The organism is Streptomyces sp. NBC_01689 (assembly GCF_036250675.1).
Lineage (GTDB): Bacteria > Actinomycetota > Actinomycetes > Streptomycetales > Streptomycetaceae > Streptomyces.
The window spans coordinates 4,160,361-4,185,381 of the sequence record NZ_CP109592.1; the positions used below are offsets into that span (position 1 = coordinate 4,160,361).

Annotated in this window: 23 protein-coding genes; 13 read left to right on the forward strand and 10 right to left on the reverse strand. The window is 72.6% G+C overall.

Annotated features, from left to right (window positions below; all coding sequences use genetic code 11):
* Nucleotides 1-46: 46 nt before the first annotated feature.
* Nucleotides 47-871: an enoyl-CoA hydratase/isomerase family protein gene (locus tag OG776_RS17550; protein WP_148010181.1), complete on the reverse strand. Its 825-nt coding sequence runs from the start codon at nt 869-871 to the stop codon at nt 47-49.
* A 211-nt stretch (nt 872-1,082) separates the two neighbouring features.
* Between OG776_RS17550 and OG776_RS17555 the strand changes: the two genes are divergently transcribed.
* Nucleotides 1,083-2,087 (forward strand): hypothetical protein, encoded by a 1,005-nt coding sequence (locus OG776_RS17555; RefSeq protein WP_329321546.1) that lies wholly within the window; start codon nt 1,083-1,085, stop codon nt 2,085-2,087.
* 344 nt (nt 2,088-2,431) lie between these two features.
* On the opposite strand, the gene OG776_RS17560 is transcribed toward OG776_RS17555, so the two are convergent.
* Both OG776_RS17560 and OG776_RS17565 read right to left on the reverse strand, forming a co-directional pair.
* Nucleotides 2,432-3,790: an adenylate/guanylate cyclase domain-containing protein gene (locus OG776_RS17560; protein WP_329321548.1), complete on the reverse strand. Its 1,359-nt coding sequence runs from the start codon at nt 3,788-3,790 to the stop codon at nt 2,432-2,434.
* A gap of 159 nt (nt 3,791-3,949) precedes the next feature.
* On the reverse strand, nt 3,950-4,825 hold the full coding sequence (locus tag OG776_RS17565) for a biotin--[acetyl-CoA-carboxylase] ligase (protein ID WP_329321550.1): 876 nt from the start codon (nt 4,823-4,825) through the stop codon (nt 3,950-3,952).
* Between the two features lie 130 nt (nt 4,826-4,955).
* Here OG776_RS17565 and OG776_RS17570 point away from each other — a divergent pair, with 130 nt between their 5' ends.
* The gene (locus tag OG776_RS17570; protein WP_148010179.1) at nt 4,956-6,557 is read left to right on the forward strand and encodes an acyl-CoA carboxylase subunit beta; all 1,602 of its coding nucleotides are present in this window, start codon (nt 4,956-4,958) and stop codon (nt 6,555-6,557) included.
* A gap of 37 nt (nt 6,558-6,594) precedes the next feature.
* Entirely contained in the window at nt 6,595-6,804 is a 210-nt protein-coding gene (locus OG776_RS17575; RefSeq protein WP_148010178.1) for an acyl-CoA carboxylase epsilon subunit, read from the forward strand.
* Between the two features lie 64 nt (nt 6,805-6,868).
* On the opposite strand, the gene OG776_RS17580 is transcribed toward OG776_RS17575, so the two are convergent.
* Nucleotides 6,869-8,011, reverse strand: coding sequence for an SGNH/GDSL hydrolase family protein (locus OG776_RS17580; RefSeq protein ID WP_329326457.1), 1,143 nt, complete (start codon nt 8,009-8,011; stop codon nt 6,869-6,871).
* A gap of 164 nt (nt 8,012-8,175) precedes the next feature.
* Here OG776_RS17580 and mmpB point away from each other — a divergent pair, with 164 nt between their 5' ends.
* The gene (mmpB, locus tag OG776_RS17585) at nt 8,176-8,304 is read left to right on the forward strand and encodes a morphogenic membrane protein MmpB (protein ID WP_148010176.1); all 129 of its coding nucleotides are present in this window, start codon (nt 8,176-8,178) and stop codon (nt 8,302-8,304) included.
* Nucleotides 8,305-8,341: 37 nt separating this feature from the next.
* Nucleotides 8,342-8,962, forward strand: a complete 621-nt coding sequence (locus OG776_RS17590; protein WP_329321555.1) for a Maf family protein — start codon at nt 8,342-8,344, stop codon at nt 8,960-8,962.
* 15 nt (nt 8,963-8,977) lie between these two features.
* On the opposite strand, the gene OG776_RS17595 is transcribed toward OG776_RS17590, so the two are convergent.
* Nucleotides 8,978-9,478 (reverse strand): hypothetical protein, encoded by a 501-nt coding sequence (locus tag OG776_RS17595; protein WP_148010174.1) that lies wholly within the window; start codon nt 9,476-9,478, stop codon nt 8,978-8,980.
* Nucleotides 9,479-9,833: 355 nt separating this feature from the next.
* Between OG776_RS17595 and OG776_RS17600 the strand changes: the two genes are divergently transcribed.
* On the forward strand, nt 9,834-11,606 hold the full coding sequence (locus tag OG776_RS17600; protein WP_329321557.1) for an acetyl/propionyl/methylcrotonyl-CoA carboxylase subunit alpha: 1,773 nt from the start codon (nt 9,834-9,836) through the stop codon (nt 11,604-11,606).
* A 737-nt stretch (nt 11,607-12,343) separates the two neighbouring features.
* Here the strand turns inward: OG776_RS17600 and OG776_RS17605 are convergent.
* Both OG776_RS17605 and OG776_RS17610 read right to left on the reverse strand, forming a co-directional pair.
* Nucleotides 12,344-13,306 (reverse strand): DeoR/GlpR family DNA-binding transcription regulator, encoded by a 963-nt coding sequence (locus OG776_RS17605; protein ID WP_148010168.1) that lies wholly within the window; start codon nt 13,304-13,306, stop codon nt 12,344-12,346.
* Between the two features lie 167 nt (nt 13,307-13,473).
* Nucleotides 13,474-15,096 carry an NAD(P)H-quinone dehydrogenase gene (locus OG776_RS17610; protein ID WP_329321560.1) on the reverse strand — a complete coding sequence of 541 codons (1,623 nt, stop codon included), beginning with the start codon at nt 15,094-15,096 and terminating at the stop codon, nt 13,474-13,476.
* Between OG776_RS17610 and OG776_RS17615 the strand changes: the two genes are divergently transcribed.
* The 3 genes from OG776_RS17615 (at nt 15,031) to OG776_RS17625 (ending at nt 18,234) form a co-directional block, all read left to right on the forward strand.
* Nucleotides 15,031-15,468 carry a gamma-glutamylcyclotransferase gene (locus OG776_RS17615; RefSeq protein WP_054233631.1) on the forward strand — a complete coding sequence of 146 codons (438 nt, stop codon included), beginning with the start codon at nt 15,031-15,033 and terminating at the stop codon, nt 15,466-15,468. The two genes, OG776_RS17610 and OG776_RS17615, sit on opposite strands and share 66 nt — an antisense overlap.
* Nucleotides 15,469-15,568: 100 nt before the next feature.
* The gene (locus OG776_RS17620; protein WP_148010166.1) at nt 15,569-16,393 is read left to right on the forward strand and encodes a purine-nucleoside phosphorylase; all 825 of its coding nucleotides are present in this window, start codon (nt 15,569-15,571) and stop codon (nt 16,391-16,393) included.
* 203 nt (nt 16,394-16,596) lie between these two features.
* On the forward strand, nt 16,597-18,234 hold the full coding sequence (locus OG776_RS17625; RefSeq protein WP_329321563.1) for a phospho-sugar mutase: 1,638 nt from the start codon (nt 16,597-16,599) through the stop codon (nt 18,232-18,234).
* 216 nt (nt 18,235-18,450) lie between these two features.
* On the opposite strand, the gene OG776_RS17630 is transcribed toward OG776_RS17625, so the two are convergent.
* On the reverse strand, nt 18,451-19,086 hold the full coding sequence (locus OG776_RS17630; protein ID WP_329321565.1) for a PH domain-containing protein: 636 nt from the start codon (nt 19,084-19,086) through the stop codon (nt 18,451-18,453).
* 138 nt (nt 19,087-19,224) lie between these two features.
* Between OG776_RS17630 and deoC the strand changes: the two genes are divergently transcribed.
* The 3 genes from deoC to OG776_RS17645 are packed head-to-tail and all read left to right on the forward strand — an operon-like array spanning nt 19,225 to nt 22,554.
* Nucleotides 19,225-20,220, forward strand: a complete 996-nt coding sequence (gene deoC / locus OG776_RS17635; RefSeq protein WP_187285716.1) for a deoxyribose-phosphate aldolase — start codon at nt 19,225-19,227, stop codon at nt 20,218-20,220.
* Between the two features lie 5 nt (nt 20,221-20,225).
* Nucleotides 20,226-21,662, forward strand: a complete 1,437-nt coding sequence (locus tag OG776_RS17640; RefSeq protein ID WP_329321567.1) for an aldehyde dehydrogenase family protein — start codon at nt 20,226-20,228, stop codon at nt 21,660-21,662.
* Entirely contained in the window at nt 21,655-22,554 is a 900-nt protein-coding gene (locus OG776_RS17645; RefSeq protein ID WP_329321569.1) for an aldehyde dehydrogenase family protein, read from the forward strand. Before OG776_RS17640 ends, OG776_RS17645 begins: the two co-directional genes overlap by 8 nt.
* Before the next feature lie 38 nt (nt 22,555-22,592).
* Here OG776_RS17645 and OG776_RS17650 read toward each other — a convergent pair whose 3' ends face one another.
* A complete protein-coding gene (locus OG776_RS17650) occupies nt 22,593-23,000 on the reverse strand; it encodes a hypothetical protein (protein ID WP_329321571.1) in 408 nt (135 codons plus the stop codon).
* A 127-nt stretch (nt 23,001-23,127) separates the two neighbouring features.
* Between OG776_RS17650 and OG776_RS17655 the strand changes: the two genes are divergently transcribed.
* Complete coding sequence (locus tag OG776_RS17655; protein ID WP_261994667.1) at nt 23,128-23,760, forward strand: uridine kinase family protein; 633 nt, start codon at nt 23,128-23,130, stop codon at nt 23,758-23,760.
* A 178-nt stretch (nt 23,761-23,938) separates the two neighbouring features.
* On the opposite strand, the gene OG776_RS17660 is transcribed toward OG776_RS17655, so the two are convergent.
* Nucleotides 23,939-24,715, reverse strand: coding sequence for a SigE family RNA polymerase sigma factor (locus tag OG776_RS17660; protein WP_148010858.1), 777 nt, complete (start codon nt 24,713-24,715; stop codon nt 23,939-23,941).
* Between the last annotated feature and the right edge of the window lie 306 nt (nt 24,716-25,021).

Consider the following 25,021-nt stretch of genomic DNA (forward strand, 5'->3'; position numbering starts at 1 on the left):
CACGCCCCTGCCCGCGCCCCCGCGCCGCCGCGCTCCCGCCCCGCGCCTACTCGCCGGGCCACTGGGGCGCGCGCTTCTCGTTGAAGGCCGCGACCCCCTCCGCGCGGTCCCCGGAGAAGGCGACCGATCGCCAGGCCGCGTCCTCGACCTCCAGGCCCGCACGGAGGTCGAGCCCCTGCCCGAGCCGCAGCGCCCGCTTGGCGGCCCGCAGGCCGACGGGCGAGTTGGCCGCGATCCGCGCGGCGAGCGCCAGCGCCTCCGCACGGTCACGGCCCTCGTCCACGAGATCGTCGACGAGCCCCAACTCCCGCGCCTCGGACGCCTCCAGACGGCGCGCCGAGAAGATGAGCTCGGCCGCGCGGGCCGCGCCGACCCGGCGCGGCAGCAACTGCGTACCGCCGCCTCCCGGGATCACCCCGACCGACACCTCCGGCAGCCCGACGACCGCCGTACGGTCGGCCACGATCAGGTCGCAGGAGAGCGCGAGCTCGAACCCGCCGCCGAGCGCGAAGCCGTGCACGGCGGCGACGGTCGGCATCGGCAGCTCCAGGACACCGGTGTACGCGGCCCGCGCCACGGGCCGCTGCCGCATCAGGTCGGCGTCGCTGAAGGAGTTGCGCTCCTTCAGGTCCGCGCCCACGCAGAAGGCCCGCTCGTGGGTGGAGGTCAGCACCACGACCCGCGCGCCGGGGTCGGCGGCGAGCGCCGCGCAGGCACCGGCGAGGGAACGGGCCATCTCCGTGGACACGGCGTTCATGGCCTTCGGCCGGTCGAGGGCGAGCTCCGCGACGTACCCGTGCCGGCGCACGACGACGAACTCCCCGAACCGGCGCTCGTCCTCGGACCGCCGCTCGTCCCCTTGCTCCGCCATGACACCCTCCCTGTGAACGGTTAACGCGGGTTAACTTCCGCCTCCCCCGATCATCGCAGCCGACGCCGTCCGGCGAAACCCGTTCCTTCGGCCGCGCCTCCCCGTTCGGGTGACATCCCGCCCAACTCCCGCCCCACGCCCGCAAAACACGCATAACCTGCGCACCGCCGAGGGCATCGGGGGGACGTACGCACACCGGGGAGGGATGACCATGACGAACAGCACGACGACGGACGTGACGAGACAGCCGAGGGCGCGGGTTCCCGCGGCCCCGCCGGGGTCCACGGACCCCACCACGCGGGTGGCGACGCTCTCCCAGGCACTCGGCGCGGCGCGCCCGGGCGGAGCCGTCACGCCGCCCGCCCGGCCGCGCGTCGCGGAACCGGGCCGTGCGCCCGGCACGCAACCGGCGCGTCCGGGGCCGACCCTTCCCGGACCGGCCCTTCCCGGACCGGCCTTTCCCGGAGCGGTCCGTCCCGAGCCGGTCCGTGTGGCGGCCCGGGTCGCCGGTCGGACCGGGGACACGGGCACCTCGCCGACGGCCACCGCGGCGCCCACCGAGCGCGCGCCCCGGCCGGGCGGCGCCACCGAGACCGCGCCTCCCGCGTTCCCGCGCACCGGCCGCGGCCGGCACCGCAGGCCGCCGCGCCCGCGCCGCGCGCTCTTCGCCGTGGGCGGCCTCGCGCTGGCCGCCGGGGCGCTGAGCCTGGCACGGCTGGCCCCGGACGGGGTGACGGGGGGCGGCGGGGGCGGCGGGGGCGCGGAGGCCGAGCCGAGGCCGGGCGTCGCGGGCGACGGGCCGCTCGCCGCCTCGCCGACCGTCTGGGCCGTGCCCTCCGCGCATCCGGCCTCGGCCGGCGGACCGGCCGCCGCGGGCGGGCAGGGCGCGACTCCGACAGCCGCGCCGAGCCCGGGCGCCACGGCGTCACCGACGTCGACGGGACCGGCCGGAGCGGCCGGCGGGGTCACGGCCCCTTCGGCCGCGGTGCCGGGCGGGGCGCGGCCGACGGGCCGCGCGGACACCCCCGTGGGCGACGCGCCGGACACGACCGGCATCCCCACCGAGCCCGTGACGTCACAGCCGCCGGCCGCGCCCGCGCCGCATCCCACGCCGAGCGCCACCACCCCGGCCCCGAAGCCCGGCTCCCCGGGCCTCTGCGTACCGATCGTGGGGATCTGCGTGAACAGCCTGACGGCCCCCCTGGGCCACGGATAACGACGGCATCCGGCGCAGGCTCACGACGCCGCGACCCCCGGGATGCCCACCACCACGGCCACCCACCCGCTCACGGAAGGGACCGGCCACGACGGAGCCGGGACCGGACGCGACCGGCACGGGGTGTCCTCACCGTCGCCGGAACGCCCATCGCCACGGCCACCCACCCCCGCCACGGACGAGACCGTGCCGTCTCGCCCCGCCGCCACCCCCCGGACCGCCCGGACGGGCGTGCCGCGGGCCCGACGGGCTCCGGAAGGGACGGCTGTAAGCCCCTGCGGCCCCTCCCCGCCCCCTCGGCCCCGGTGGGGCGCCGTACTGAGACGCGGGCGCGCCCCCGCGTCTCAGGGGGTGCCGGGAAGGTCCCGGCGCGCCAGCAGCCACGGCTCGACCACGCCGAGGCCACGGACGGGGCGCTGCCACATCGGCTGGAGGGCGAACCGGTAGGCGGGCGGCTCCTCGCCCTCCTTCTCCGCGGTGGCCGCCGCCTCGGCGGCCTCGGCCTCGGAGGCGGGCGCGTCCTGGGTCCGCACCAGTTCCTCCGCGAAGGCACCGTCCACCAGGACGGCGTCCCGCGGCGCTATCGACGTGAGGCGGGAGGCGAGGTTCACCGTCGTGCCGAAGACGTCGCCCATCCGGGTCGTGACGGTGCCGAAGGCGATGCCGACCCGCAGTTCCGGCATGGTCTCGTCGTTGGCCATCGTCTCGATGAGGCGCAGGGCGATCTCCGCGGCGACACCGGCGTCGTCCGCGGAGTACAGCACCTCGTCACCGAGGGTCTTGATGAGCCGTCCTCCGTGCGCGGCGACCAGGTCGGCGGCGGTGGTCTCGAAGGCCTCGACGAGCTCGCCGAGCTCCTCCTCCTCCATGCGGCGGGTCAGCCGGGTGAAACCGACCAGGTCGGCGAAGCCGACGGCGAGGCGGCGGTCGACCATCTCCTCGTCGTCGCCGGCCTGGACGACCCGTCCGGTCGCGGCGGCGAGCTGGCGCCGCCAGACGTAGACGATGAACTCCTCCAGCTCGGGCAGGAGCAGCTGGATCAGGGGGTACGTCACCTCGGTGCGCGTCATCCCCGGTTCCGGGGGCTCGGTCAGCCCCTCCAGGAACGAGTCGATCTGCCACTCGGCCAGCCGGGCGGTGGTCTGGCCGGTGGACCGGGCCACCTGCACGGCCATCGCCTCGCTGAGCAGGCCCGCCTCGACGAGACCCGCCAGCCGTCGCAGGGCGAGGACGTCGGCCTCGGTGAGCGCCTTGGCCTGGCCTATGTCGGCGAAGCCCATGGCCCGCCAGAAGCGCGAGGCCAGCTCCATGGAGACACCGGCGCTGCGGGCGGCCTGGAAGGGGGTGTAGCGGCGCTCGGCGCCCAGGATGAGCTGTTCCAGACGCAGGGCGAGGGGATCCTCCCCGGAGTCCGCCATCTGCTCGTCCAGCCGGTTCTGCGCGTCCAGGCGGCTCTGGCCGTCCAGCCGCTCAGGCGGCTCCGACGGCGGGCTGGGCGTGGCCGACAACGTACTGTCCGGACGCACATCCGAACGCGCGTTCGCGTTCGACCGGCCCTGTGGATCCCCGGCGTCCTCGTCGCCCCGCAGGCCGGCTTCGCCGGCAGCGGGCGCCGGGTCGGTGGCCGACCCGGCGGTACGCCCCGGCTCACCGCCGGGAGCGGGGTGCGCACCCGTGCCGGAGCCCGTGTCGTCGACGGTCACGCCTGCTGCCTTTCCGATCTGCCACGGTCAGGTATCGACCGCGCTCAACTCTACGGCAGGTGTGCGCTGGCTCACTCCTGACTCGTACACCTGACCGGGACGCGGAACCACGATCGGCTCCTCGCCCACCGCTGAGTACGGCCCGCCGGCCTGCATCGCTCAGGCCGGCCGCAGGTGGACGATGTCTCCCGCGCCCACCGGCTGCTGCACCCCCTCCTCCGTGGCCAGGACCAGACGGCCGTCCCCGTCGACGGCCACCGCCTCCCCGGTGATCGACCTGCCGCCCGGAAGTTCGGCCCGCACCACTCGTCCGAGCGTCGCGCACCCGGCGGCATATGTCTCCTGGAGACCCGAGGCAGCGGGGTCCCCGTCCGCGGCGCGCCACTTCCCGTACCACTGCTCCAGCGAGCGCAGCACGGCCCGCAGCACGGTGTCGCGGTCCGTGGTCGTCGCTCCGGCGAGGGCGAGCGACCCCGCGCCCGGCACCGGGAGCTCGTCCGCGCGCAGGGTGACGTTGATGCCGATGCCGACCACGACCCCGTCGGTCCCGGCGCGCTCGGCGAGGATGCCGCCCGCCTTGCGTTCCTCGCCGTCCACCGTCACCAGCAGGTCGTTGGGCCACTTGAGTGCCGTGTCGACACCCGCGACCCGGGACAGCGCCGTCGCCGCCGCGACCCCGGTCAGCAGCGGCAGCCAGCCCCAGCGCTCGACGGGGATCCCGGCCGGCCTGAGCAGCACCGAGAAGAACAGGCCGGAGCGGGCGGGTGCCGTCCACCGCCGGTCCAGGCGGCCGCGCCCGGAGTTCTGCTCCTCGGCGACCAGGACGGCGCCCTCGTCCGCCTTCCCGGAGACGGCCAGCTCGACCAGGTCGCTGTTGGTGGACCCGGTGGCGGCCACGACCTGGAGGTCGCTCCAGAGCCCGCCGTCCGCGCCGTCCCGCACCAGCGCCCGGCGCAGGGTGGTGGCGTTGAGAGGTGGGCGGCCGAGGTCGGACCATCGGTTGTCGTTCGCGTCTGAGGCATCTCGCGGCGTCATGCAACCCACCCTAGGTGTGGTAAACGCCGCACTGCCGAACCGTAGGGGCACCACTACCCTACGAGTCAGTAGCAACCCCCTGAGCACATCACCCTCATGTCCCACTGAGCAGGCAGGGAGCCGCATCCCGATGTCCGAGCCGGAAGAGCTGCACCACCCCGACATCCACACGACCGCGGGCAAACTCGCGGATCTGCGGCGCCGCGTCCAGGAGGCGACGCACGCCGGCTCGGCGCGTGCCGTCGAGAAGCAGCACGCCAAAGGCAAACTGACGGCCCGTGAGCGCATCGAGCTGCTCATCGACGAGGGCTCCTTCGTGGAGCTCGACGAGTTCGCGCAGCACCGCTCGACCGACTTCGGCATGGAGCAGAACCGGCCCTACGGCGACGGCGTCGTCACCGGGTACGGCATGGTCGACGGCCGTCCGGTCGCCGTCTTCTCCCAGGACTTCACGGTCTTCGGGGGCGCTCTCGGCGAGGTGTTCGGGCAGAAGATCATGAAGGTGATGGACTTCGCGCTGAAGACCGGCTGTCCGGTCATCGGCATCAACGACTCCGGCGGCGCCCGCATCCAGGAGGGTGTGTCCGCCCTCGGGATGTACGGCGAGATCTTCCGCCGCAACACCCATGCCTCGGGCGTGATCCCGCAGATCAGCCTGGTCGTCGGCCCCTGCGCGGGCGGCGCGGTCTACTCCCCCGCGATCACCGACTTCACGATCATGGTCGACCAGACCTCGCACATGTTCATCACGGGTCCCGACGTCATCAAGACGGTGACCGGCGAGGATGTCGGCTTCGAGGAGCTCGGCGGCGCCCGCACGCACAACGCCGTCTCGGGCGTCGCCCATCACATGGCCGGCGACGAGAAGGACGCCATCGAGTACGTCAAGCAGTTGCTGTCGTACCTGCCGTCCAACAACCTCAGCGAGCCCCCGGTGTTCGCGGAGGAGGCGGACCTCGCGATCACCGACGAGGACCGCGAGCTGGACACCATCGTGCCGGACAGCGCGAACCAGCCGTACGACATGCATACGGTGATCGAACACGTCCTGGACGACGCCGAGTTCTTCGAGACGCAGCCGCTGTTCGCGCCGAACATCCTCACCGGCTTCGGCCGGATCGAGGGCCGGCCGGTGGGCATCGTCGCCAACCAGCCGATGCAGTTCGCCGGCTGTCTGGACATCGACGCCTCGGAGAAGGCGGCCCGCTTCGTCCGTACCTGCGACGCCTTCAACGTCCCGGTCATCACCTTCGTGGACGTCCCCGGCTTCCTCCCGGGCGTCGGCCAGGAGCACACCGGCATCATCCGGCGCGGCGCCAAGCTGATCTACGCGTACGCCGAGGCCACCGTCCCGCTGATCACGGTCATCACCCGCAAGGCCTTCGGCGGGGCGTACGACGTCATGGGCTCCAAGCACCTCGGGGCCGACCTCAACCTCGCCTGGCCGACCGCCCAGATCGCGGTCATGGGCGCCCAGGGCGCGGTGAACATCCTGCACCGCCGCACCATCGCCGCCGTCACGGACCCCGCCGAGGCGGAGGCCACCCGGGCCCGCCTGATCCAGGAGTACGAGGACGCGCTCCTCAACCCCTACACCGCGGCCGAGCGCGGCTACATCGACGCGGTCGTCATGCCCTCCGACACCCGCTCCCACCTCGTACGGGGTCTGCGTCAGCTGCGCACGAAGCGGGAATCACTCCCTCCGAAGAAGCACGGCAACATCCCCCTGTAGGCCCTGGGCCCCTGATCCCCGACCCCTGGGAGCGGACATGAACATCAAGGTCGTACGGGGCAATCCGACCCCCGAGGAGCTGGCCGCCGCACTGGCGGTGGTCCGGGTCCGCGCCGCGGCGGCGGCCGGCACGCCGTCCGGCGCGGCCGGAACCAGGGACGCGTGGGCGGACCCGTCCCGCATCGCCACCCGTCGGCTGCCGCAGCCCGGAGCGTCGACCTGGGCCCGGACCTACTGGCCCGGGTGACGGGAGGACGCCCGGACGCGGGCCGCCGCCCGAGCGGCGGTCCGGACCGTCTGCGGGGCCGCGCCTACGCGTGGCCCCGCAGACGGTCCGCGACCTCGTCGGCCATCACCGCGATCCCGGCGTCGTTCGGATGCAGGTGGTCACCGAAGTCGTAGGCCCCCCGCAGCCGGTCGGGGTCCGCCGGACCGGCGAGGGCGCGGTGCAGATCCACCACCGCGTCCCACTCCCCCGAGCCCCGGATCCAGTCGTTCACCTCGTGACTCACCCTCGCCGCGCGCTCCCCCCAGTGGTCGGACCCGGCGAACGGGAGCAGCGTCGCACCGATCACCCGCAGCCCCCGGCCGCGCGCCTGCCGGATCAGCTCGCGGTGTCCGGCGACCAGGTCGTCGGCCGCCAGTACCGGTGCGGGCCGGCACGTCGGCTGTCCGGCGGCCTCGCTGAACCCGATGTCGTTGAGACCGTGGAGCACGACGAGCGTGCGCACGCCCGGCTGTTCGAGGACGTCACGCCGGAGCCGGGCGATCCCCTTCTCGCCGTACCAGGCCGAGTCGTTCAGCAGCAGGTTTCCCCCGATGCCCGCGTTGAGGACGCTGCGTCCCGTGCGCTCGGCGAGCGCGTCCGACCAGCGGCGGTCCGCGCCCGGTGTCGAGCCGAAGCCGTCGGTGACGGAGTCCCCGAAGAGCGCGACGCCGTCCTCGCGGTCCGCGCCGACCTCCACGGCCGACAGGAAGTACCAGGACTCGGTCGTCTCACCGAATCCGTCCCCGCCGAGGTCGCCGAGGCGGTCGCCCGCCCCCCGGTAGCTCGTCGTGAAGGCCTGCGCGTGGAAGGTCGCGGGGCCGGTGACGTCGTGGAGATGAAGGGTGACCGTGACCGACTCCATTGCTTCCAGGGCGAGTTCGGCCGGGTCACTGACGATCTGTCCGCGCGCCGGTATCCGGGCTCCGGCCGCGCCCGCGAAGGTGAGGCGGCGCAGCGAGCCGGGCCGGACGGCGGCACCCTCGCCCGCGCGCGCCACCGTGGCCCCGGCGATCCGCAGCGGTGAGGTCCCGTAGGCGTGCGAGAGCCGTATGCGGACCCGGCCGCCGCCCGCGCCGATCCGGACGACCTGACGCAGGGACTGACGCCAGAAACCCTCCCGCGACCAGTTGGGGGTGAAGCCCTCGCTGGGAGGCTGGGGCGAGGCGGTCCAGGCGCTGACGAACACGGCAGTTCCTCACTCAAAGGGAACCATAGTCCCATTAACAGTGGGCAGAACCGTAGCAGGCTCGGAGACGTTAAAGAAACCTCAGACCCGTTTAGCGAGGGCGCGGGCAAGTTGAGTACGCGTACTCAGGCGCCCGCCACCCGGCTCGCCGCACGATCGGGGACATGCTGTGGTCCGACCCCGAGAACGAGCCGCCCAAGGAGTTGCGCGACATGCAGGACATGTTGCGGCGGCTCGGCGTTCTCATGGCCCTGGCCATGGTGCTGGCGATGATCGTCCTCGGTGTGATGTGAGCGGCGGGCGACACGCCCGCGCCGATACCCTGACCGCATGACCGATCAGCCGCGCCGCCGCCTCGTGCTGGCCTCACAGTCCCCCGCCCGGCTCAACCTGCTGCGCCAGGCCGGACTCGCTCCCGAGGTGATCGTGAGCGGGGTCGACGAGGACGCCGTCTCCGCCCCGACGCCCGCCGAACTCGCGCTCGCACTGGCCGAGGCCAAGGCCTCCGTCGTGGCGGCCCGGCCCGAGGTGCAGGGCGCCCTGGTGATCGGCTGCGACTCGGTCCTCGACCTGGACGGCCAGGCACTCGGCAAGCCCGCGGACGCCACGGAGGCCACCGCGCGCTGGAAGGCGATGCGCGGCCGGACCGGGACCCTCCAGACGGGTCACTGCGTCCACGACACGGCGACCAAGCGCTACGCGTCGGCGACCGCGTCCACCCTGGTCCGCTTCGGTGAGCCGACCGACGCCGAGATCGCCGCGTACGTCGCCTCGGGCGAGCCGCTCCACGTCGCGGGCGCCTTCACGCTCGACGGCCGTTCGGCCCCGTTCATCGAGGGCATCGACGGCGACCACGGCAACGTCATCGGGATCTCCCTGCCCCTGGTCCGCCGGCTGCTGGGCGAACTGGGCGTCGGGATCACGGAGTTGTGGACCCCACGGGAGAAGTGACGGCCGCGGACGCGGTCAGGAGGCGCTGGGTGCCGGAGGGGCCGCGACCGGGGCTCCCCCGGTGCCGCCGTTCGCCCCGTCCGCGCCGCCGTCGCCGTCCTCGGTCGCGGTGCCCGCGGGACCCGTCGCGGGGCCGAACGCCAGCAGCGTGAAGACGATCAGTCCGAGCACCACCATCATGAAGGCGAACGCGCCCCAGCCCGCGAGACCCACCGTGAACGCGCCGAGCAGACCGTGCACCACGGCGGCGCTGATCAGCAGAACGCGTCCGAAGACCCCCGGAGCGCGGTTGCGCACCGCGACGAGCAGCGCGGCGACCCCGCACAGCGCGAAGTAGAGCCCGAAGACCAGCCCCCCGACCTTCGACGAGACGGACATCGTGTCCGAGTCGAGCCCCGCCAGGGACATGTCCTGCCGGTCGACGACCACGCCGAGGAACCAGTTCAGCAGCGCGATCCCGACCGCCTCCACGAAGAGCACGATCGCCGCCACCCACGCCACCGGTCTGCGTACCACCGGTTCCCACCCACTTCCGAGTGCTGTTACCCCAAGTACGTTCGAGACATCCCGAACGCTACTAACGGGTAAACCTCGGGACAAGGGTTCTGCCACGGGCAAAGAATCGTTGGGCCATTCGTAGGGACTCCACAAAGAAACGATGTGCGGCGCGGCACAGCCGCACAGAGACCTTGACCACACAGGAGGGCTAGGGTTCAACCAAGGATTCCTGCGTACCGCGGTGTGACAAGGGATCTCGCGGGTCGAGCGAGCCTCGAATCACGCTCCGTGTGGGCAAGCTCACCATTGGGGACGGGTCGAAAGGCCGTGTCGGCAGTCCCTAAACTCGGCTTGTTTCAAGGAGGGAGCCATCGTGCGCAAGGTGCTCATCGCCAACCGTGGCGAAATCGCTGTCCGCGTGGCCCGGGCGTGCCGGGATGCCGGGATCGCGAGCGTTGCCGTGTATGCGGAACCGGACCGGGACGCTGTGCATGTCCGAGCGGCGGACGAGGCGTTCGCGTTGGGCGGTGACACCCCGGTCACCAGTTATCTGGACATCGCGAAGGTCCTGAAGGCCGCCGGGGACTCGGGAGCGGACGCGGTCCACCCGGGGTACGGCTTCCTGTCCGAGAACGCCGAGTTCGCGCAGGCCGTGCTCGACGCGGGGCTGATCTGGATCGGTCCGCCCCCGCAGGCGATCCGGGACCTGGGTGACAAGGTCGCCGCCCGGCACATCGCGCAGCGTGCCGGTGCCCCGCTGGTCGCGGGCACCCCGGACCCGGTCTCCGGCGCGGAGGAGGTCGTGGCCTTCGCGAAGGAACACGGTCTGCCGATCGCGATCAAGGCGGCGTTCGGCGGCGGCGGCCGCGGGCTGAAGGTGGCCCGGACGCTGGAGGAGGTCCCGGAGCTGTACGACTCCGCGGTCCGTGAGGCGGTCGCCGCGTTCGGCCGTGGTGAGTGCTTCGTCGAGCGTTACCTCGACAAGCCCCGGCACGTGGAGACCCAGTGCCTGGCCGACACGCACGGCAACGTGGTCGTGGTCTCCACCCGGGACTGCTCGCTGCAGCGCCGTCACCAGAAGCTGGTGGAGGAGGCGCCCGCGCCGTTCCTGTCCCGGGCGCAGGTCGAGGAGCTGTACGCGTCGTCGAAGGCCATCCTCAAGGAGGCCGGTTACGTCGGCGCGGGCACCGTGGAGTTCCTCGTCGGGATGGACGGCACGATCTCCTTCCTGGAGGTCAACACCCGTCTGCAGGTCGAGCACCCGGTCACCGAGGAGGTCGCCGGGATCGACCTGGTCCGGGAGATGTTCCGGATCGCGGACGGTGAGGAACTCGGCTACGGCGATCCCGAACTGCGCGGTCACTCCTTCGAGTTCCGGATCAACGGCGAGGACCCCGGCCGGGGCTTCCTGCCCGCCCCCGGCACCGTCACCACCTTCGCCCCGCCCTCCGGCCCCGGCGTCCGCCTCGACGCCGGCGTCGAGTCCGGTTCGGTCATCGGCCCCGCCTGGGACTCCCTGCTCGCCAAGCTGATCGTCACGGGCGCCACCCGCGAGCAGGCCCTCCAGCGCGCCGCCCGCGCCCTGGAGGAGTTCACCGTCGAGGGCATGGCGACCGCGATCCCGTTCCACCGCGCGGTCGTCCGCGACCCCGCGTTCGCCCCCGAGCTGACCGGCTCCGCGGACCCGTTCACGGTCCACACCCGGTGGATCGAGACCGAGTTCGTCAACGAGATCCCCGCCTTCACCGCCCCCGCCGACGGCGAGACCGACGACGAGCCGGGCCGCGAGACCGTGGTCGTCGAGGTGGGCGGCAAGCGTCTCGAGGTGTCGCTGCCGTCCTCGCTCGGCATGTCACTGGCCCGCACCGGACTCGCCGCGGGCGCCAGGCCCAAGCGCCGCGCCGCCAAGAAGTCCGGGCCCGTCGCCTCCGGCGACACCCTCGCCTCGCCCATGCAGGGCACGATCGTCAAGATCGCGGTCGAGGAGGGCCAGGAAGTCCAGGAAGGCGACCTCATCGTCGTCCTGGAGGCCATGAAGATGGAACAGCCCCTCAACGCCCACCGCTCCGGCACCGTCAAGGGCCTCACCGCCGAGGTCGGCGCGTCGATCACGTCGGGCGCCGCGATCTGCGAGATCAAGGACTGAGACACCGTCGTGCGGACCGGGTCCGGTCCGCACGACCCACGAAGCGCCCGGCGGACCGGAACGGTCCGCCGGGCGCTTCGCCGCGCTCGGGGCCGAGAGCCGATGCGGGTACGCGTACGGGTACGGACGGGGACGGGACGGGTACGGGTGCCCGTGATCGTGCCGGTGCCGGTACGAGGGCGGGTGCGGCCCGGGGCGGGTGCGGCCCGGGGCGGGCGGGTCCGGGAAGGGCTCGGGACCGGGGACAGGACCAGATCCGGGGAGAGGCCCGCGGCAGGAACGGGGTTCGGTACGGGGATCGCCCTCTGAGGGAGACCGCGCCTGAGACGGCCCGTGACTGAGGAAGGTCCCGGTCCGGTGTGCCCCGCGTGGACGGGTGTCGTGCGGGTGACCGGGTGGGCGACGTGCGGGTGACCGGGTGGGCGACGAAGGTGGTCGCCCGTTCGGGTGAAGTCGGACGGGGCGAGCGGCCTCGTCGGCGGTCGGGGCTGAGCGGTCATCTGCGCCCGAGCACTTGGCCGTCGGATGCCGCCGAAGGGGTCACCACCGTCGGTCACCGACCGTCCGTCACACATCGTCAGGGTCACCGTGGCCGGTGTCGCGCCCGATGTCGGGCGGCGGTGGCGCGGCGTGCGCGTCGGACGACATCCCGGACGGCGGCTCGAACCGTCCGCCGGTCGGTGTGCCGGGTTGCCCGTCGGTCCGTGCCCGGGGCTGTCCGGCGGTCTCCGTAGCGGTCAGCGGCGGCGTAAATCCGCCACCCGCGCCCGCTCCCCGGGGGACTGTTCCCCGAGGGGCACCGCGCTGCGCAACTGGGGCCCGGTGCCCGGGACCTGACCGCGCCGCGGCCCGGGGACAGGCACGTCCCGGCGCGGCTGACGCCCCGCCGGGGCCGTATCGCCTCCCGTACCACCACCCGACTGGCCCGCCACCGCGATCTGCACGCCCTGGTCCGCCAGCGCCTGCAGTTCGGTGACCGCGCGATCGTCGTGTGCGGGTGGCTCGTCGGTGACCAGACGGGTGATCAGATCGGTCGGCACCGTCTGGAACATGGTGTCGGTACCGAGCTTGGTGTGGTCGGCGAGGACCACGACCTCCGCGGCGGCCTGCACCAGCGCGCGGTCGACGGACGCCGACAGCATGTTGGAGGTGGACAGGCCGCGCTCGGCGGTGAGACCGCTGCCCGACAGGAAGGCCCGGGAGACCCGCAGCCCCTGGAGGGACTGCTCGGCACCGCTGCCCACCAGCGCGTAGTTGGAGCCGCGCAAGGTGCCGCCCGTCATGACGACCTCGACACGGTTGGCGTGGGCCAACGCCTGGGCCACCAGAAGGGAGTTGGTGACGACGGTCAGACCGGGCACCCGTGCGAGCCGGCGGGCCAGCTCCTGTGTGGTGGTACCCGCCCCCACCACGATGGCCTCGCCCTCTTCGACGAGACCCGCGGCGAGATCGGCGATGGCCGTCTTCTCGGCGGTCGCGAGATGCGATTTCTGCGGAAAGCCGGACTCCCGCGTGAACCCGCCCGGCAATACCGCACCGCCATGCCGGCGGTCGAGGAGTCCTTCTGCCTCCAGTGCGCGCACGTCCCGCCGTACGGTCACTTCGGAGGTCTGGACGACGCGGGCGAGCTCACGGAGCGACACGGCCCCGTTCGCTCGCACCATTTCGAGGATCAATTGGCGACGTTCTGCAGCGAACACGAAACTGACAGTAACCCCAACGACCGTCTGCTTTCAGCAGTTTGCGCCGAATAACAGAAGTTGTTCGCATGGCAGGGTACGAAGTGGTATACGCGTCTACTCACGGCGCCTATGCCGCGGGAATGGGCGACAACTCCCCGTGACCAGCGGGAAATCGCTTTCTCCTGTCAGCCCTCGTCGGTCAGCTTTCGGGTGTGCAGCTGCCGTGCCACCTCGGCGATCGAGCCCGAGAGAGAGGGATAGACGGTGAAGGCGTTCGCGATCTGTTCGACCGTCAGATTGTTGTCGACCGCGATCGAGATGGGGTGGATCAGTTCCGAGGCGCGCGGGGCGACGACCACACCGCCGACCACGATCCCGGTGCCCGGACGGCAGAAGATCTTCACGAAGCCGTCCCGGATGCCCTGCATCTTGGCGCGCGGGTTGCGCAGCAGGGGCAGCTTCACGACCCGGGCGTCGATCTTGCCCGCGTCGACGTCCGCCTGCGAGTAGCCCACGGTGGCGATCTCGGGGTCGGTGAAGACGTTGGAGGAGACCGTCTTCAGGTTCAGCGGCGTGACCGCGTCGCCCAGGAAGTGGTACATGGCGATGCGTCCCTGCATCGCCGCCACCGAGGCCAGGGCGAAGATGCCGGTCACGTCACCGGCCGCGTACACGCCCGGGGCCGTGGTCCTGGACACCTTGTCGGTCCAGATGTGCCCGGAGTCCCTGACCTTGACCCCGGCCTCCTCCAGGCCCATGCCGCTGCTGTTCGGGATGGCGCCGACGGCCATCAGGCAGTGCGAGCCGCTGATCACACGGCCGTCGGAGAGGGTGACCTCCACCCGGTCACCGACCCGCTTGGCGGACTCGGCGCGCGAACGGGCCATCACGTTCATGCCGCGGCGCCGGAAGACGTCCTCCAGCACCGCCGCCGCGTCCGGGTCCTCGCCCGGCAGCACGCGGTCCCGGCTGGAGACGAGGGTGACCCGCGAGCCGAGCGCCTGGTACGCGCCGGCGAACTCGGCGCCGGTGACGCCGGACCCGACCACGATGAGCTCCTCGGGAAGCTCGTCCAGGTCGTACACCTGCGTCCAGTTCAGGATCCGCTCGCCGTCCGGCTGGGCGTCGGGCAGCTCACGGGGGTGTCCGCCGGTGGCGATGAGGACGGCGTCGGCGACGAGCGTCTCCTCCGTGCCGTCCGCCGCGCGCACCACGACCTTGCGCGAGCCGTCCAGGGACTGCATGCCCTCCAGCCGGCCGCGGCCGCGCAGCACGCGCGCCCCCGCCCGGGTGACGGAGGCCGTGATGTCGTGCGACTGGGCCAGCGCCAGCCGCTTCACCCGTCGGTTGACCTTGCCCAGGTCGACCCCGACCACCCGCGCGGACCGCTCCGACGGCGGGGTGTCGTCGGCGACGATGATCCCGAGTTCCTCGTACGAGGAATCGAAGGTCGTCATCACCTCGGCGGTGGCGATGAGGGTCTTCGACGGCACGCAGTCGGTGAGCACCGACGCCCCGCCGAGACCGTCGCAGTCGACGACGGTCACCTCCGCGCCGAGCTGGGCGGCCACCAGGGCCGCCTCGTATCCGCCGGGTCCGCCACCGATGATCACGATCCGAGTCACGTACTCCATTGTCCCGCACGCTTCAAGGTGCCGGCGCCCCGGGGGCCGCCGGGCGCGTATTCGAGCCGCTTCTGTTACGCGGGAGGCGCACGTGTCCACTGCCGTACCCTCGACCACATGTCGCTCTACGCCGCGTACGCCGGCAATCTCGACCCGCGGCTCATGACGCGCCGCGCCCCGCACTCGCCGCTGCGCGCCACCGGCTGGCTGAACGGCTGGCGGCTGACCTTCGGGGGCGAGCACATGGGGTGGGAGGGTGCGCTCGTGACCCTCGTCGAGGCGCCCCGTTCGCAGGTCTTCGTGGCGCTGTACGACATCGCCCCCCTGGACGAGGACTCCATGGACCGCTGGGAGGGCGTGGGCCTCGACATCTACCGCAGGATGCGGGTACGGGTGCACACCCTGGAGGGCGAGGAGCCCGCGTGGGTGTACGTGCTGAACGGGTACGAGGGCGGGCTCCCCTCCGCGCGCTACCTCGGCGAGATCGCCGACGCGGCGGAGTCCGCCGGAGCGCCGCACGACTATGTGATGGAGCTGCGCAAGCGCCCCTGCTGAGGAGCTCCCGCCTGTTCGTCGGAAACGACAAGACAACGATCGCAAGACCGTGAGCTCCATCATCTACGCGCGTAGGCCCGGACCGGCTACCCTCATGCGCGTGAACGCATCTCTTCTTCCGGACGACATCCAGGGCGATCCCTACGCCGCTGCCGACGCCGCCGCCACCCGCCTGCGGGAGCTCACGGGCGCCGAGACCCACGACGTCGCGCTCGTGATGGGCTCCGGCTGGGCTCCGGCCGCGGACGCCCTCGGCACCCCCGAGGCCGAGTTCCAGGTCACCGAGCTGCCCGGGTTCCCGCCGCCCGCGGTCGAGGGGCACGGCGGCAAGGTCCGCTCGTACCTGATCGGCGACAAGCGGGCCCTGGTCTTCCTGGGCCGCACCCACTACTACGAGGGCCGCGGGGTCGCCGCCGTCGCGCACGGTGTCCGTACGGCGGTCGCTGCGGGCTGCAAGACCCTCGTGCTCACCAACGGCTGCGGCGGCCTGCGCGGCGACATGCGCCCCGGCCAGCCGGTGCTGATCAGCGACCACATCAACCTGACGGCGACCTCCCCGATCGTCGGGGCGAACTTCGTCGACCTCACCGACCTCTACTCCCCGCGGCTGCGCGCCCTCTGCAAGGAGGTGGACCCCACCCTGGAGGAGGGCGTCTACGCGCAGTTCACCGGACCGCACTACGAGACGCCCGCCGAGATCCGGATGGCCCGCACCATCGGCGCCGACCTCGTCGGCATGTCGACGGTCCTGGAGGCCATCGCCGCGCGCGAGGCCGGTGCGGAGGTGCTGGGCATCTCCCTGGTCACCAACCTCGCCGCCGGCATGACGGGCGAGCCGCTGAACCACGAGGAGGTCCTCCAGGCGGGCCGCGACTCCGCGACCCGCATGGGCGCGCTGCTCACGCGGGTCCTCGACCGGCTGTAGCGGGACCGACGCACGGGCCGAGGCGGCCACGCGATGCCCGGCTCTCCCGGCGGACCGGCCCGTGCGGCGCGCGTCCGGCGCGTCCGGGGCGGGGGACGAGGCGGTACTCCCGGGGATCGGGACGGGTAGGCGCGGCCGGGGCGGGCAAGCCCTCCGTGGCCGGGTACACAGCAAGGCACCACAGACAGAGAGGTACACCCGACGTGCAGGACGAACTCATCGCACGGGCCGAGGCGTGGCTGGCCGAGGACCCCGACGCGGAGACCCGTGAGGAACTCGCCAAGCTCATCGAGGCCCGGGACGTCGCCGAGCTCACCGCACGCTTCAGCGGCACCCTCCAGTTCGGCACCGCGGGCCTGCGGGGCGAGCTCGGCGCGGGCCCGATGCGCATGAACCGCGCGGTGGTCATCCGTGCCGCCGCCGGACTGGCCGCGTACCTCAAGGCCCGGGGCGAGGCCGGCGGTCTCGTCGTCATCGGGTACGACGCCCGCCACAAGTCCGCCGACTTCGCCCGCGACACCGCCGCGGTGATGACGGGCGCGGGCCTGCGGGCCGCCGTGCTCCCCCGCCCCCTGCCCACGCCCGTCCTGGCGTACGCCATCCGTCACCTCGGTGCCGTGGCGGGCGTCGAGGTCACCGCCAGCCACAACCCGCCCCGCGACAACGGCTACAAGGTGTACCTCGGCGACGGCTCCCAGATCGTCCCCCCGGCGGACGCCGGGATCGCGGCCGAGATCGACGCGGTCACCCGCCTCGACACCGTCCCCCGCCCCGACGGCGGCTGGGAGATCCTCGACGAGGGCGTCCTGGACGCCTATCTGGCCCGTACGGACGCCGTGCTCTCCGATGGCTCCCCCCGCACGGCCCGGACCGTCTACACGGCGATGCACGGCGTCGGCAAGGACGTCCTGCTCGCCGCGTTCGCCCGCGCAGGCTTCCCCGCCCCCGCACTGGTCGCCGAGCAGGCCGAGCCCGACCCGGACTTCCCCACCGTCGCCTTCCCCAATCCGGAGGAGCCCGGCGCGATGGACCTCGCCTTCGCGAAGGCCCGTGAGACCGGTCCCGATCTGATCATCGCGAACGACCCCGACGCGGACCGCTGCGCGGTGGCCGTGAAGGGCCGCGAGGGGGCCGACTGGCGGATGCTGCGCGGCGACGAGGTCGGCGCGCTGCTCGCCCGGCACCTGGTCGACCGCGGCGCGCGCGGCACCTTCGCCGAGTCCATCGTCTCCTCCTCCCTCCTCGGCCGGATCGCGGAGAAGGCGGGTCTGCCGTACGAGGAGACCCTGACCGGCTTCAAGTGGATCGCCCGGGTGGACGGCCTGCGCTACGGCTACGAGGAGGCGCTCGGCTACTGCGTCGACCCCGAGGGCGTGCGCGACAAGGACGGCATCACCGCGGCCCTCCTGATCACGGAGCTCGCCTCCCGCCTCAAGGAGGACGGCCGCACCCTGCTGGACCTGCTCGACGACATCGCCGTGGAGCACGGCCTGCACGCCACGGACCAGCTCTCCGTCCGGGTCGAGGACCTCTCGGTGATCGCGAACGCCATGCGCAGCCTGCGTGAGCGGCCGCCCACGACGCTGGGGGGCCTGCCCGTCACCAGGGCCGAGGACCTCACCCTCGGCACGGACACGCTCCCGCCCACGGACGGTCTGCGCTACACCCTGGACGGTGCCCGCGTCATCGTCCGCCCCAGCGGCACCGAGCCGAAGCTGAAGTGCTACCTGGAGGTCGTGGTCCCGGTCGGCTCGCACGCCGGACTCGCCGCGGCCCACGCCGAGGCCGCCGAGCTGCTCACGGCCATCAAGCGCGACCTGTCGGCGGCGGCCGGCATCTGACGTCCGCCCGGGCCCCGGGCACGGCGGCAGCACGGCGCCGGGCCGCCCGGGGGCCGCGGCGGGAGCACCCGGCCGCCGGCCCTGTCCGGAACCCCCGTTCACCGGGTCAGTCGTCCGCCGGCCGCGAGCATCGCGCCCGCGGGGCCCCGGCCTACGACCGCGCCTGGGTCCTCCCCGATCACGGACAGAGGCCGGCGCACCCGTGCGGCGGTGTCGTCACCCCACCGCGAGCAGGATCGCCAGCACCACGGCCCCCGCGACCGCGGGACCGATCACCTCGTACGCCCAGCGCACGCTGACCGCGTCCTGCGTCCCTTCGACGTGCGGGTGCGCCTCGGCGAGTTCGCGGAGGTCGTCCATCGCCCGGTCGGTCTGGGCGCGCGCCGGCGCCGCCGGGGAGACACGCCCGCTGCTGTCGGCCGTGGCACCCCGCGACTGCCGCTTGGCCGCGCGCTTGCGGGAGCGCAGCGAGACGGGGATCGCCCACAGCTGGTAGCGGGTGCCGTCAGCGGTGACGGCCTCGTTGGAGTAACCGGAGCGCAGCGTCGCGATCGTGGTCCAGGGCAGCACGACGACACGGAACGGGTTGCGGATGCGCAACCGCTCCTCGTTCGCGTACACGGCCGGCCGCAGCGTGAACGCGGTCACCAACGGGACCAGCAGGATCATCGTGGCGAGCGCCAGCCACGGCGTGCGTCCGTGTCCCGAGACCAGCGCGTCGATGCCGAGCCAGCCCATGATGGCGAGCAGCAGCACGCCGCCCGCGATGCCGGCGGACGACCGGTAGATCCGGTCCCGCGACTCGGGGCGCGGGGCGTCCGGCGGGGGTGGCTGGTGATCGGGCGTCGTCATGCCCCCGATTCTGCCCGACGGTCAGCGGCGGCCTCCTCCGCCCCCGCCGCCCCGTCGCTCCCGCCACCCCCACCGCTTCCGCAGGCGGTCCCGGGGCTGTACAGCCGCTACGCGCGTAGATATGCTCGGGTGGTGACCATGCCCACCACTGCATCCTCCCCCAAGCACTCGACTGCGCTCGAGCAGGGTGGTGCCCCCACCCACGCACTCGGCGACGTGACCGCGTCCGACAGCACCCTGCGCCGCTTCCTGCACGGGCTGCCCGGCGTCGACGCGGTCGGCCTGGAGGCGCGCGCCGCCTCGCTCGGCACCCGTTCCATCAAGACGACCGCGAAGGCGTACGCGATCGACCTCGCCATCTCGATGGTCGACCTGACGACGCTGGAAGGCGCGGACACCCCGGGCAAGGTCCGGGCGCTCGGCGTCAAGGCGGTCCACCCGGACCCGACCGACCGCACGACGCCCGCCACGGCCGCGGTCTGCGTCTATCCCGACATGGTGGCCACCGCCAAGGAGGCCGTGGCCGGTTCCGGCGTGAAGGTCGCCTCGGTGGCCACCGCCTTCCCGGCGGGCCGCGCCGCACTCGACGTGAAGCTGGCCGACGTGCGGGACGCCGTCGCCGCGGGCGCCGACGAGATCGACATGGTCATCGACCGCGGGGCGTTCCTCGCGGGTCACTACCTGAAGGTGTACGACGAGATCGTCGCGGTGAAGGAGGCCTCGGGCGCCGCCCGTCTGAAGGTCATCTTCGAGACCGGCGAGCTGTCGACGTACGACAACATCCGGCGGGCCTCGTGGCTCGGCATGCTGGCCGGCGCGGACTTCATCAAGACCTCCACCGGCAAGGTGGCCGTCAACGCGACGCCGTCGAACACCCTGCTCATGCTGGAGGCGGTCCGCGACTTCCGCGCGCAGACCGGCGTCCAGGTCGGCGTGAAGCCGGCCGGCGGCATCCGCACCACCAAGGACGCCGTCAAGTTCCTGGTCCTGGTGAACGAGACCGCCGGCGCGGACTGGCTGGACAACCACTGGTTCCGCTTCGGCGCGTCCTCGCTCCTGAACGACCTGCTGATGCAGCGTCAGAAGCTGGCCACCGGCCGCTACTCCGGCCCCGACTACGTGACGGTGGACTGATCACCATGGCATCTGCATTCGAGTACGCACCGGCGCCCGAGTCCCGCTCGGTCGTCGACATCGCCCCGTCGTACGGCCTCTTCATCGACGGCGAGTTCACCGAGGCGGCGGACGGCAAGGTCTTCAAGACCGTCAGCCCCAGCACCGAGGAGGTCCTCTCCGAGGTCGCCCGGGCCGGCGCCGAGGACGTGGACCGTGCCGTACGGGCGGCCCGCAGGGCCTTCGAGAAGTGGTCGGCGCTGCCCGGCTCCGAGCGCGCCAAGTACCTCTTCCGCATCGCCCGGATCATCCAGGAGCGCTCCCGCGAGCTCGCCGTCCTAGAGACGCTGGACAACGGCAAGCCCATCAAGGAGACCCGCGACGCCGACCTCCCGCTGGTCGCCGCGCACTTCTTCTACTACGCGGGCTGGGCCGACAAGCTCGACCACGCCGGCTTCGGCGCGAACCCCCGCCCGCTGGGCGTGGCCGGCCAGGTCATCCCCTGGAACTTCCCGCTGCTGATGCTGGCGTGGAAGATCGCCCCGGCGCTGGCGACCGGCAACACGGTCGTCCTCAAGCCCGCCGAGACCACCCCCCTGTCGGCGCTGTTCTTCGCGGACATCTGCCGTCAGGCGGGTCTGCCCAAGGGCGTCGTCAACATCCTTCCGGGGTACGGCGACGCGGGCGCCGCGCTCGTCGAGCACCCCGACGTGAACAAGGTCGCGTTCACCGGCTCCACCGCCGTCGGCAAGGCGATCGCCCGTCAGGTGGCCGGCACCGACAAGAAGGTCACCCTCGAACTGGGCGGCAAGGGCGCGAACATCGTCTTCGACGACGCGCCGATCGACCAGGCGGTGGAGGGGATCGTCACCGGGATCTTCTTCAACCAGGGCCAGGTCTGCTGCGCGGGCAGCCGGCTCCTCGTCCAGGAGTCGGTCCAGGACGAGCTGCTCGACTCCCTGAAGCGCAGGCTCTCCACGCTCCGGCTGGGCGACCCGCTCGACAAGAACACCGACATCGGCGCGATCAACTCCGCCGAGCAGCTGGCCCGTATCACCTCGCTCGTCGAGCAGGGCGCGGCCGAGGGCGCCGAGCGCTGGTCCCCGGCGTGCGAACTGCCGGCCTCCGGATACTGGTTCGCCCCGACGCTGTTCACCAACGTCACCCAGGCGCACACCATCGCCCGCGACGAGATCTTCGGCCCGGTGCTGTCCGTTCTCACCTTCCGCACCCCGGACGAGGCCGTCGCCAAGGCCAACAACTCCCAGTACGGCCTCTCCGCGGGCATCTGGACGGAGAAGGGGTCCCGGATCCTGGCCGTCGCGGGCAAGCTGCGCGCGGGCGTCATCTGGTCCAACACGTTCAACAAGTTCGACCCGACCTCGCCGTTCGGCGGATACAAGGAGTCGGGCTTCGGCCGCGAGGGCGGTCGCCACGGCCTGGAGGCGTACCTCGATGTCTGACAAGTCCGAAGAGCAGCGTCTGAGTGTCTTCAAGACCTACAAGCTGTACGTGGGCGGGAAGTTCCCGCGTTCCGAGAGCGGCCGGGTGTACGAGGTGACGGACTCGAAGGGCAAGTGGCTGGCGAACGCCCCGCAGTCGAGCCGCAAGGACGCCCGCGACGCGGTGGTCGCCGCGCGCAAGGCGTTCGGCGGCTGGTCCGGCGCGACCGCGTACAACCGCGGCCAGATCCTCTACCGCGTCGCCGAGATGCTGGAGGGCCGCCGGGACCAGTTCACGCGCGAGGTCGCCGACGCGGAGGGCCTGTCGAAGTCGAAGGCCGCCGCCCAGGTCGACGCCGCCGTCGACCGCTGGGTCTGGTACGCGGGCTGGACCGACAAGATCGCCCAGGTCGTGGGCGGGGCCAACCCGGTCGCGGGCCCGTTCTTCAACCTGTCGACCCCGGAGCCGACCGGTGTCGTCACCGTCCTCGCGCCCCAGGAGTCCTCGTTCCTGGGCCTGGTCTCGGTGATCGCCCCGGTGATCGCGACCGGCAACACGGCCGTGGTGATCGCGAGCGAGAAGTCCCCGCTGCCGGCGCTGTCGCTCGGCGAGGTGCTGGCGACCTCCGACCTCCCGGGCGGTGTCGTCAACATCCTCTCCGGCAGGACGGCGGAGATCGCCGCTCCCCTCGCCGCGCACCAGGACGTCAACGCGATCGACCTCGCGGGCGCGGACGACGTCCTGGCGAAGGAGCTGGAGATCGCCGCGGCCGACAACCTGAAGCGGGTCCTGCGTCCACAGCCTGTGGACTACGCCAGGACTCCCGGCACCGAGCGCCTGACGGCCTTCCTGGAGACCAAGACCGTCTGGCACCCGACCGGTTCGCTGGGCGCGTCGGGCTCGTCGTACTGAGCTGACCTCCCCGCGTCCCCCGAGGGGCGCGGGGAGGCTCACGCGCTGCCGAGCACGCCCAGCGCCTGCCCCACCACCGGCATGCTGCCCAGTGACGGCGCCTGCGCCAGCGGTCGCGTCAGGGACTGCGAGCTCAGCGGCTTGAAGTCGGCCAGCTGGGCGCCGATCCCGTTGTCGAGCGGGTCGACGCCGGTGCCCGCGAGCGGGTTCGGCTTGAGGCCGGCGAGCGGGCCCGTGATGTAGCCGAGCGTGCCGCTCAGCGCCTGCGCGCCCGCCTGCGCGTCGAGGCTGCCCGCCGACTCGGGCCGGGTGCGGGCCCCTTCGGCGGCCGGAGCCGTGTCCGCCGCCGCCGTGGCCGCACCCGCCCCGAGTGCCGCGCCCGCGGTCGCGAGGGCGACGAGCGCGCGCCGCACGGTCGGGTTCTTGCCTGAAGCGTGTCGTGCCATGACGGGTGCCACCTTCTGCCGCGCAAAGTAATCGTTCCGATGCGAAGGGTAGTTGAGGTGTGATGTGCGCTCCAACGGCGACCCGCAGGGTCGGCACCGCTCGCGTCATGCCTCAGACTGGTGTCTCGTGAGTCTTCCTCCCCCGATACCGACCCGTGTCGCGCTGCTCTGTGGCCCCTCCGGCTCGGGCAAGTCCCTCGTCGCCGCCCGCTCCGGCCTGCCCGTGCTGCGCCTGGACGACTTCTACAAGGAGGGCGACGACCCGACACTGCCGCTGGTGGACGGGAGTTCCGACATCGACTGGGACCACCCGGGGTCGTGGGACGCGCGGAAGGCGGTCGACGCGATCGAGGAACTGTGCCGTACCGGGCGTACGACCGTTCCCGTGTACGACATCTCGCTGAGCGCCCGCACGGGCACGGAGGCGCTGCGCATCGAACGGACCCCGCTGTTCATCGCGGAGGGCATCTTCGCCGCCGAGATCGTCGAGCACTGCCGTGAACTGGGCCTGCTGGGCGACGCGCTGTGCCTGTCCCGCGGTCCGGTGACGACGTTCCGCCGGCGCTTCCTGCGGGACCTCAAGGAGGGCCGCAAGTCGGTCCCCTTCCTGCTCCGCCGGGGCTGGCGCCTGATGCGCGCCGAACGCTCGATCGTGGCGCGCCAGACCGCGCTGGGCGCGCACCCCTGCGACAAGGACGAGGCCCTGGGCCGGCTGGCCTCGGCGGCCGGAACCACGGAGAGCTGCACGACGGCGGCGTGACCGCGGGCCGCCGCGATACACCGCGGGCCACGGCGACACGCCGAGCCCGCACACGAAAAGAGGTCCAGGCGGACCCCCCGTCCGCCCGGACCTTTTCCGCTTCCCCCGTGGTCGCGCGCGATCCCCCGTGGCTCCCCCCGGAACCGTCGACCGCGCGAACCGCTTCCCCCGTAGACCTTCAGGCGACGAGCTCCCCGAAGGACTCCTCCTCGTCACGTCCGAAGCTGAGGACCTCGTCCTCGCGCATCCGGCGCAGCGACCGCCAGATGCTCGACTTCACCGTGCCGACACTGATGTCGAGGATCTCCGCGATCTCCGGGTCCGTGCGGCCCTCGTAGTAGCGCAGGACCAGCATGGTGCGCTGGAGTTCGGGCAGCCGGGCGAGCGCCTGCCACAGCACGGCGCGGAGCTCGGTGCCGCGCATCGCGTCCGTGTCACCGACGGTCTCCGGCAGTTCCTCGGTCGGGTACTCGTTCAGCTTGCGGCGGCGCCACGCGCTGATGTGCAGGTTGGTCATGGTGCGCCGGAGGTAGCCCCCGACCGCGGCCTTGTCACTGATCCGCTCCCAGGCCCGGTACGTCGAGAACAGCGCGCTCTGCAGCAGGTCCTCGGCCTCGAAACGGTCCCCCGTCAGGTGGTAGGCGGTTGCGTACAGGGAGGCGCGGCGCTCCTGGACGTAGGCGGTGAACTCCGCCTCCGACAGCGAGCGACGCTCCCCCGTGGCCTCCCCGTACGCGGCTCCCCCGTGAGCTCCGCCGGCCGTGCCCGCGGCGGTGGCCGCCGCGGTGTTCTCCCCCGTGAAACCGTCAACCACCGTCATGTACGCGGTGTGCTGACGCCCGGTGCCGCGAGCGCACCCCCGCGGGCTCACGGCACCGGACTTCTCCGTGCTCCTGGTGACGTCGTGGAGCCGCGTGACAACTGCGCTCGTGCTGGTGCTGTGCAGCGTGTTCATCTCGCGCCCCCCGTCGTGGAGTCCCGGTTTCTTCTCAGCGCGCCCGGTGCCCGTCGTGCCTCGGCCCCGAGCCCGCTCCGTGCTTCCCTGCTCGTGTCGAAAAGCTTGCCCGGGCCACTTCATGGCCGTGTCCGCCGACTGTCACAGACCTGTCACAGGGGTCCCTCCCGGGCGCGTCACGGCGCGATCACGGAGAAGAGCGGTAGGGGCCGCCCGGACGGCCTCCGATGCGTCCCTTCTGTGCGAGAGATGGGTGGGAGCGCTCCAACTGTCGAAAGACCCCCTCACCATGGGCCAGAATGACGT

Coding starts and splice junctions, on each gene's coding strand:
- OG776_RS17550 (WP_148010181.1), bottom strand. CDS start 871: ATGGCGGAGCAAGGGGACGAGCGGCGGTCCGAGGACGAGCGCCGGTTC.
- OG776_RS17555 (WP_329321546.1), top strand. CDS start 1,083: ATGACGAACAGCACGACGACGGACGTGACGAGACAGCCGAGGGCGCGG.
- OG776_RS17565 (WP_329321550.1), bottom strand. CDS start 4,825: ATGACGCCGCGAGATGCCTCAGACGCGAACGACAACCGATGGTCCGAC.
- OG776_RS17570 (WP_148010179.1), top strand. CDS start 4,956: ATGTCCGAGCCGGAAGAGCTGCACCACCCCGACATCCACACGACCGCG.
- OG776_RS17575 (WP_148010178.1), top strand. CDS start 6,595: ATGAACATCAAGGTCGTACGGGGCAATCCGACCCCCGAGGAGCTGGCC.
- mmpB (WP_148010176.1), top strand. CDS start 8,176: ATGCTGTGGTCCGACCCCGAGAACGAGCCGCCCAAGGAGTTGCGCGAC.
- OG776_RS17590 (WP_329321555.1), top strand. CDS start 8,342: ATGACCGATCAGCCGCGCCGCCGCCTCGTGCTGGCCTCACAGTCCCCC.
- OG776_RS17615 (WP_054233631.1), top strand. CDS start 15,031: ATGTCGCTCTACGCCGCGTACGCCGGCAATCTCGACCCGCGGCTCATG.
- OG776_RS17630 (WP_329321565.1), bottom strand. CDS start 19,086: ATGACGACGCCCGATCACCAGCCACCCCCGCCGGACGCCCCGCGCCCC.
- deoC (WP_187285716.1), top strand. CDS start 19,225: ATGCCCACCACTGCATCCTCCCCCAAGCACTCGACTGCGCTCGAGCAG.
- OG776_RS17640 (WP_329321567.1), top strand. CDS start 20,226: ATGGCATCTGCATTCGAGTACGCACCGGCGCCCGAGTCCCGCTCGGTC.
- OG776_RS17645 (WP_329321569.1), top strand. CDS start 21,655: ATGTCTGACAAGTCCGAAGAGCAGCGTCTGAGTGTCTTCAAGACCTAC.
- OG776_RS17650 (WP_329321571.1), bottom strand. CDS start 23,000: ATGGCACGACACGCTTCAGGCAAGAACCCGACCGTGCGGCGCGCGCTC.
- OG776_RS17660 (WP_148010858.1), bottom strand. CDS start 24,715: ATGAACACGCTGCACAGCACCAGCACGAGCGCAGTTGTCACGCGGCTC.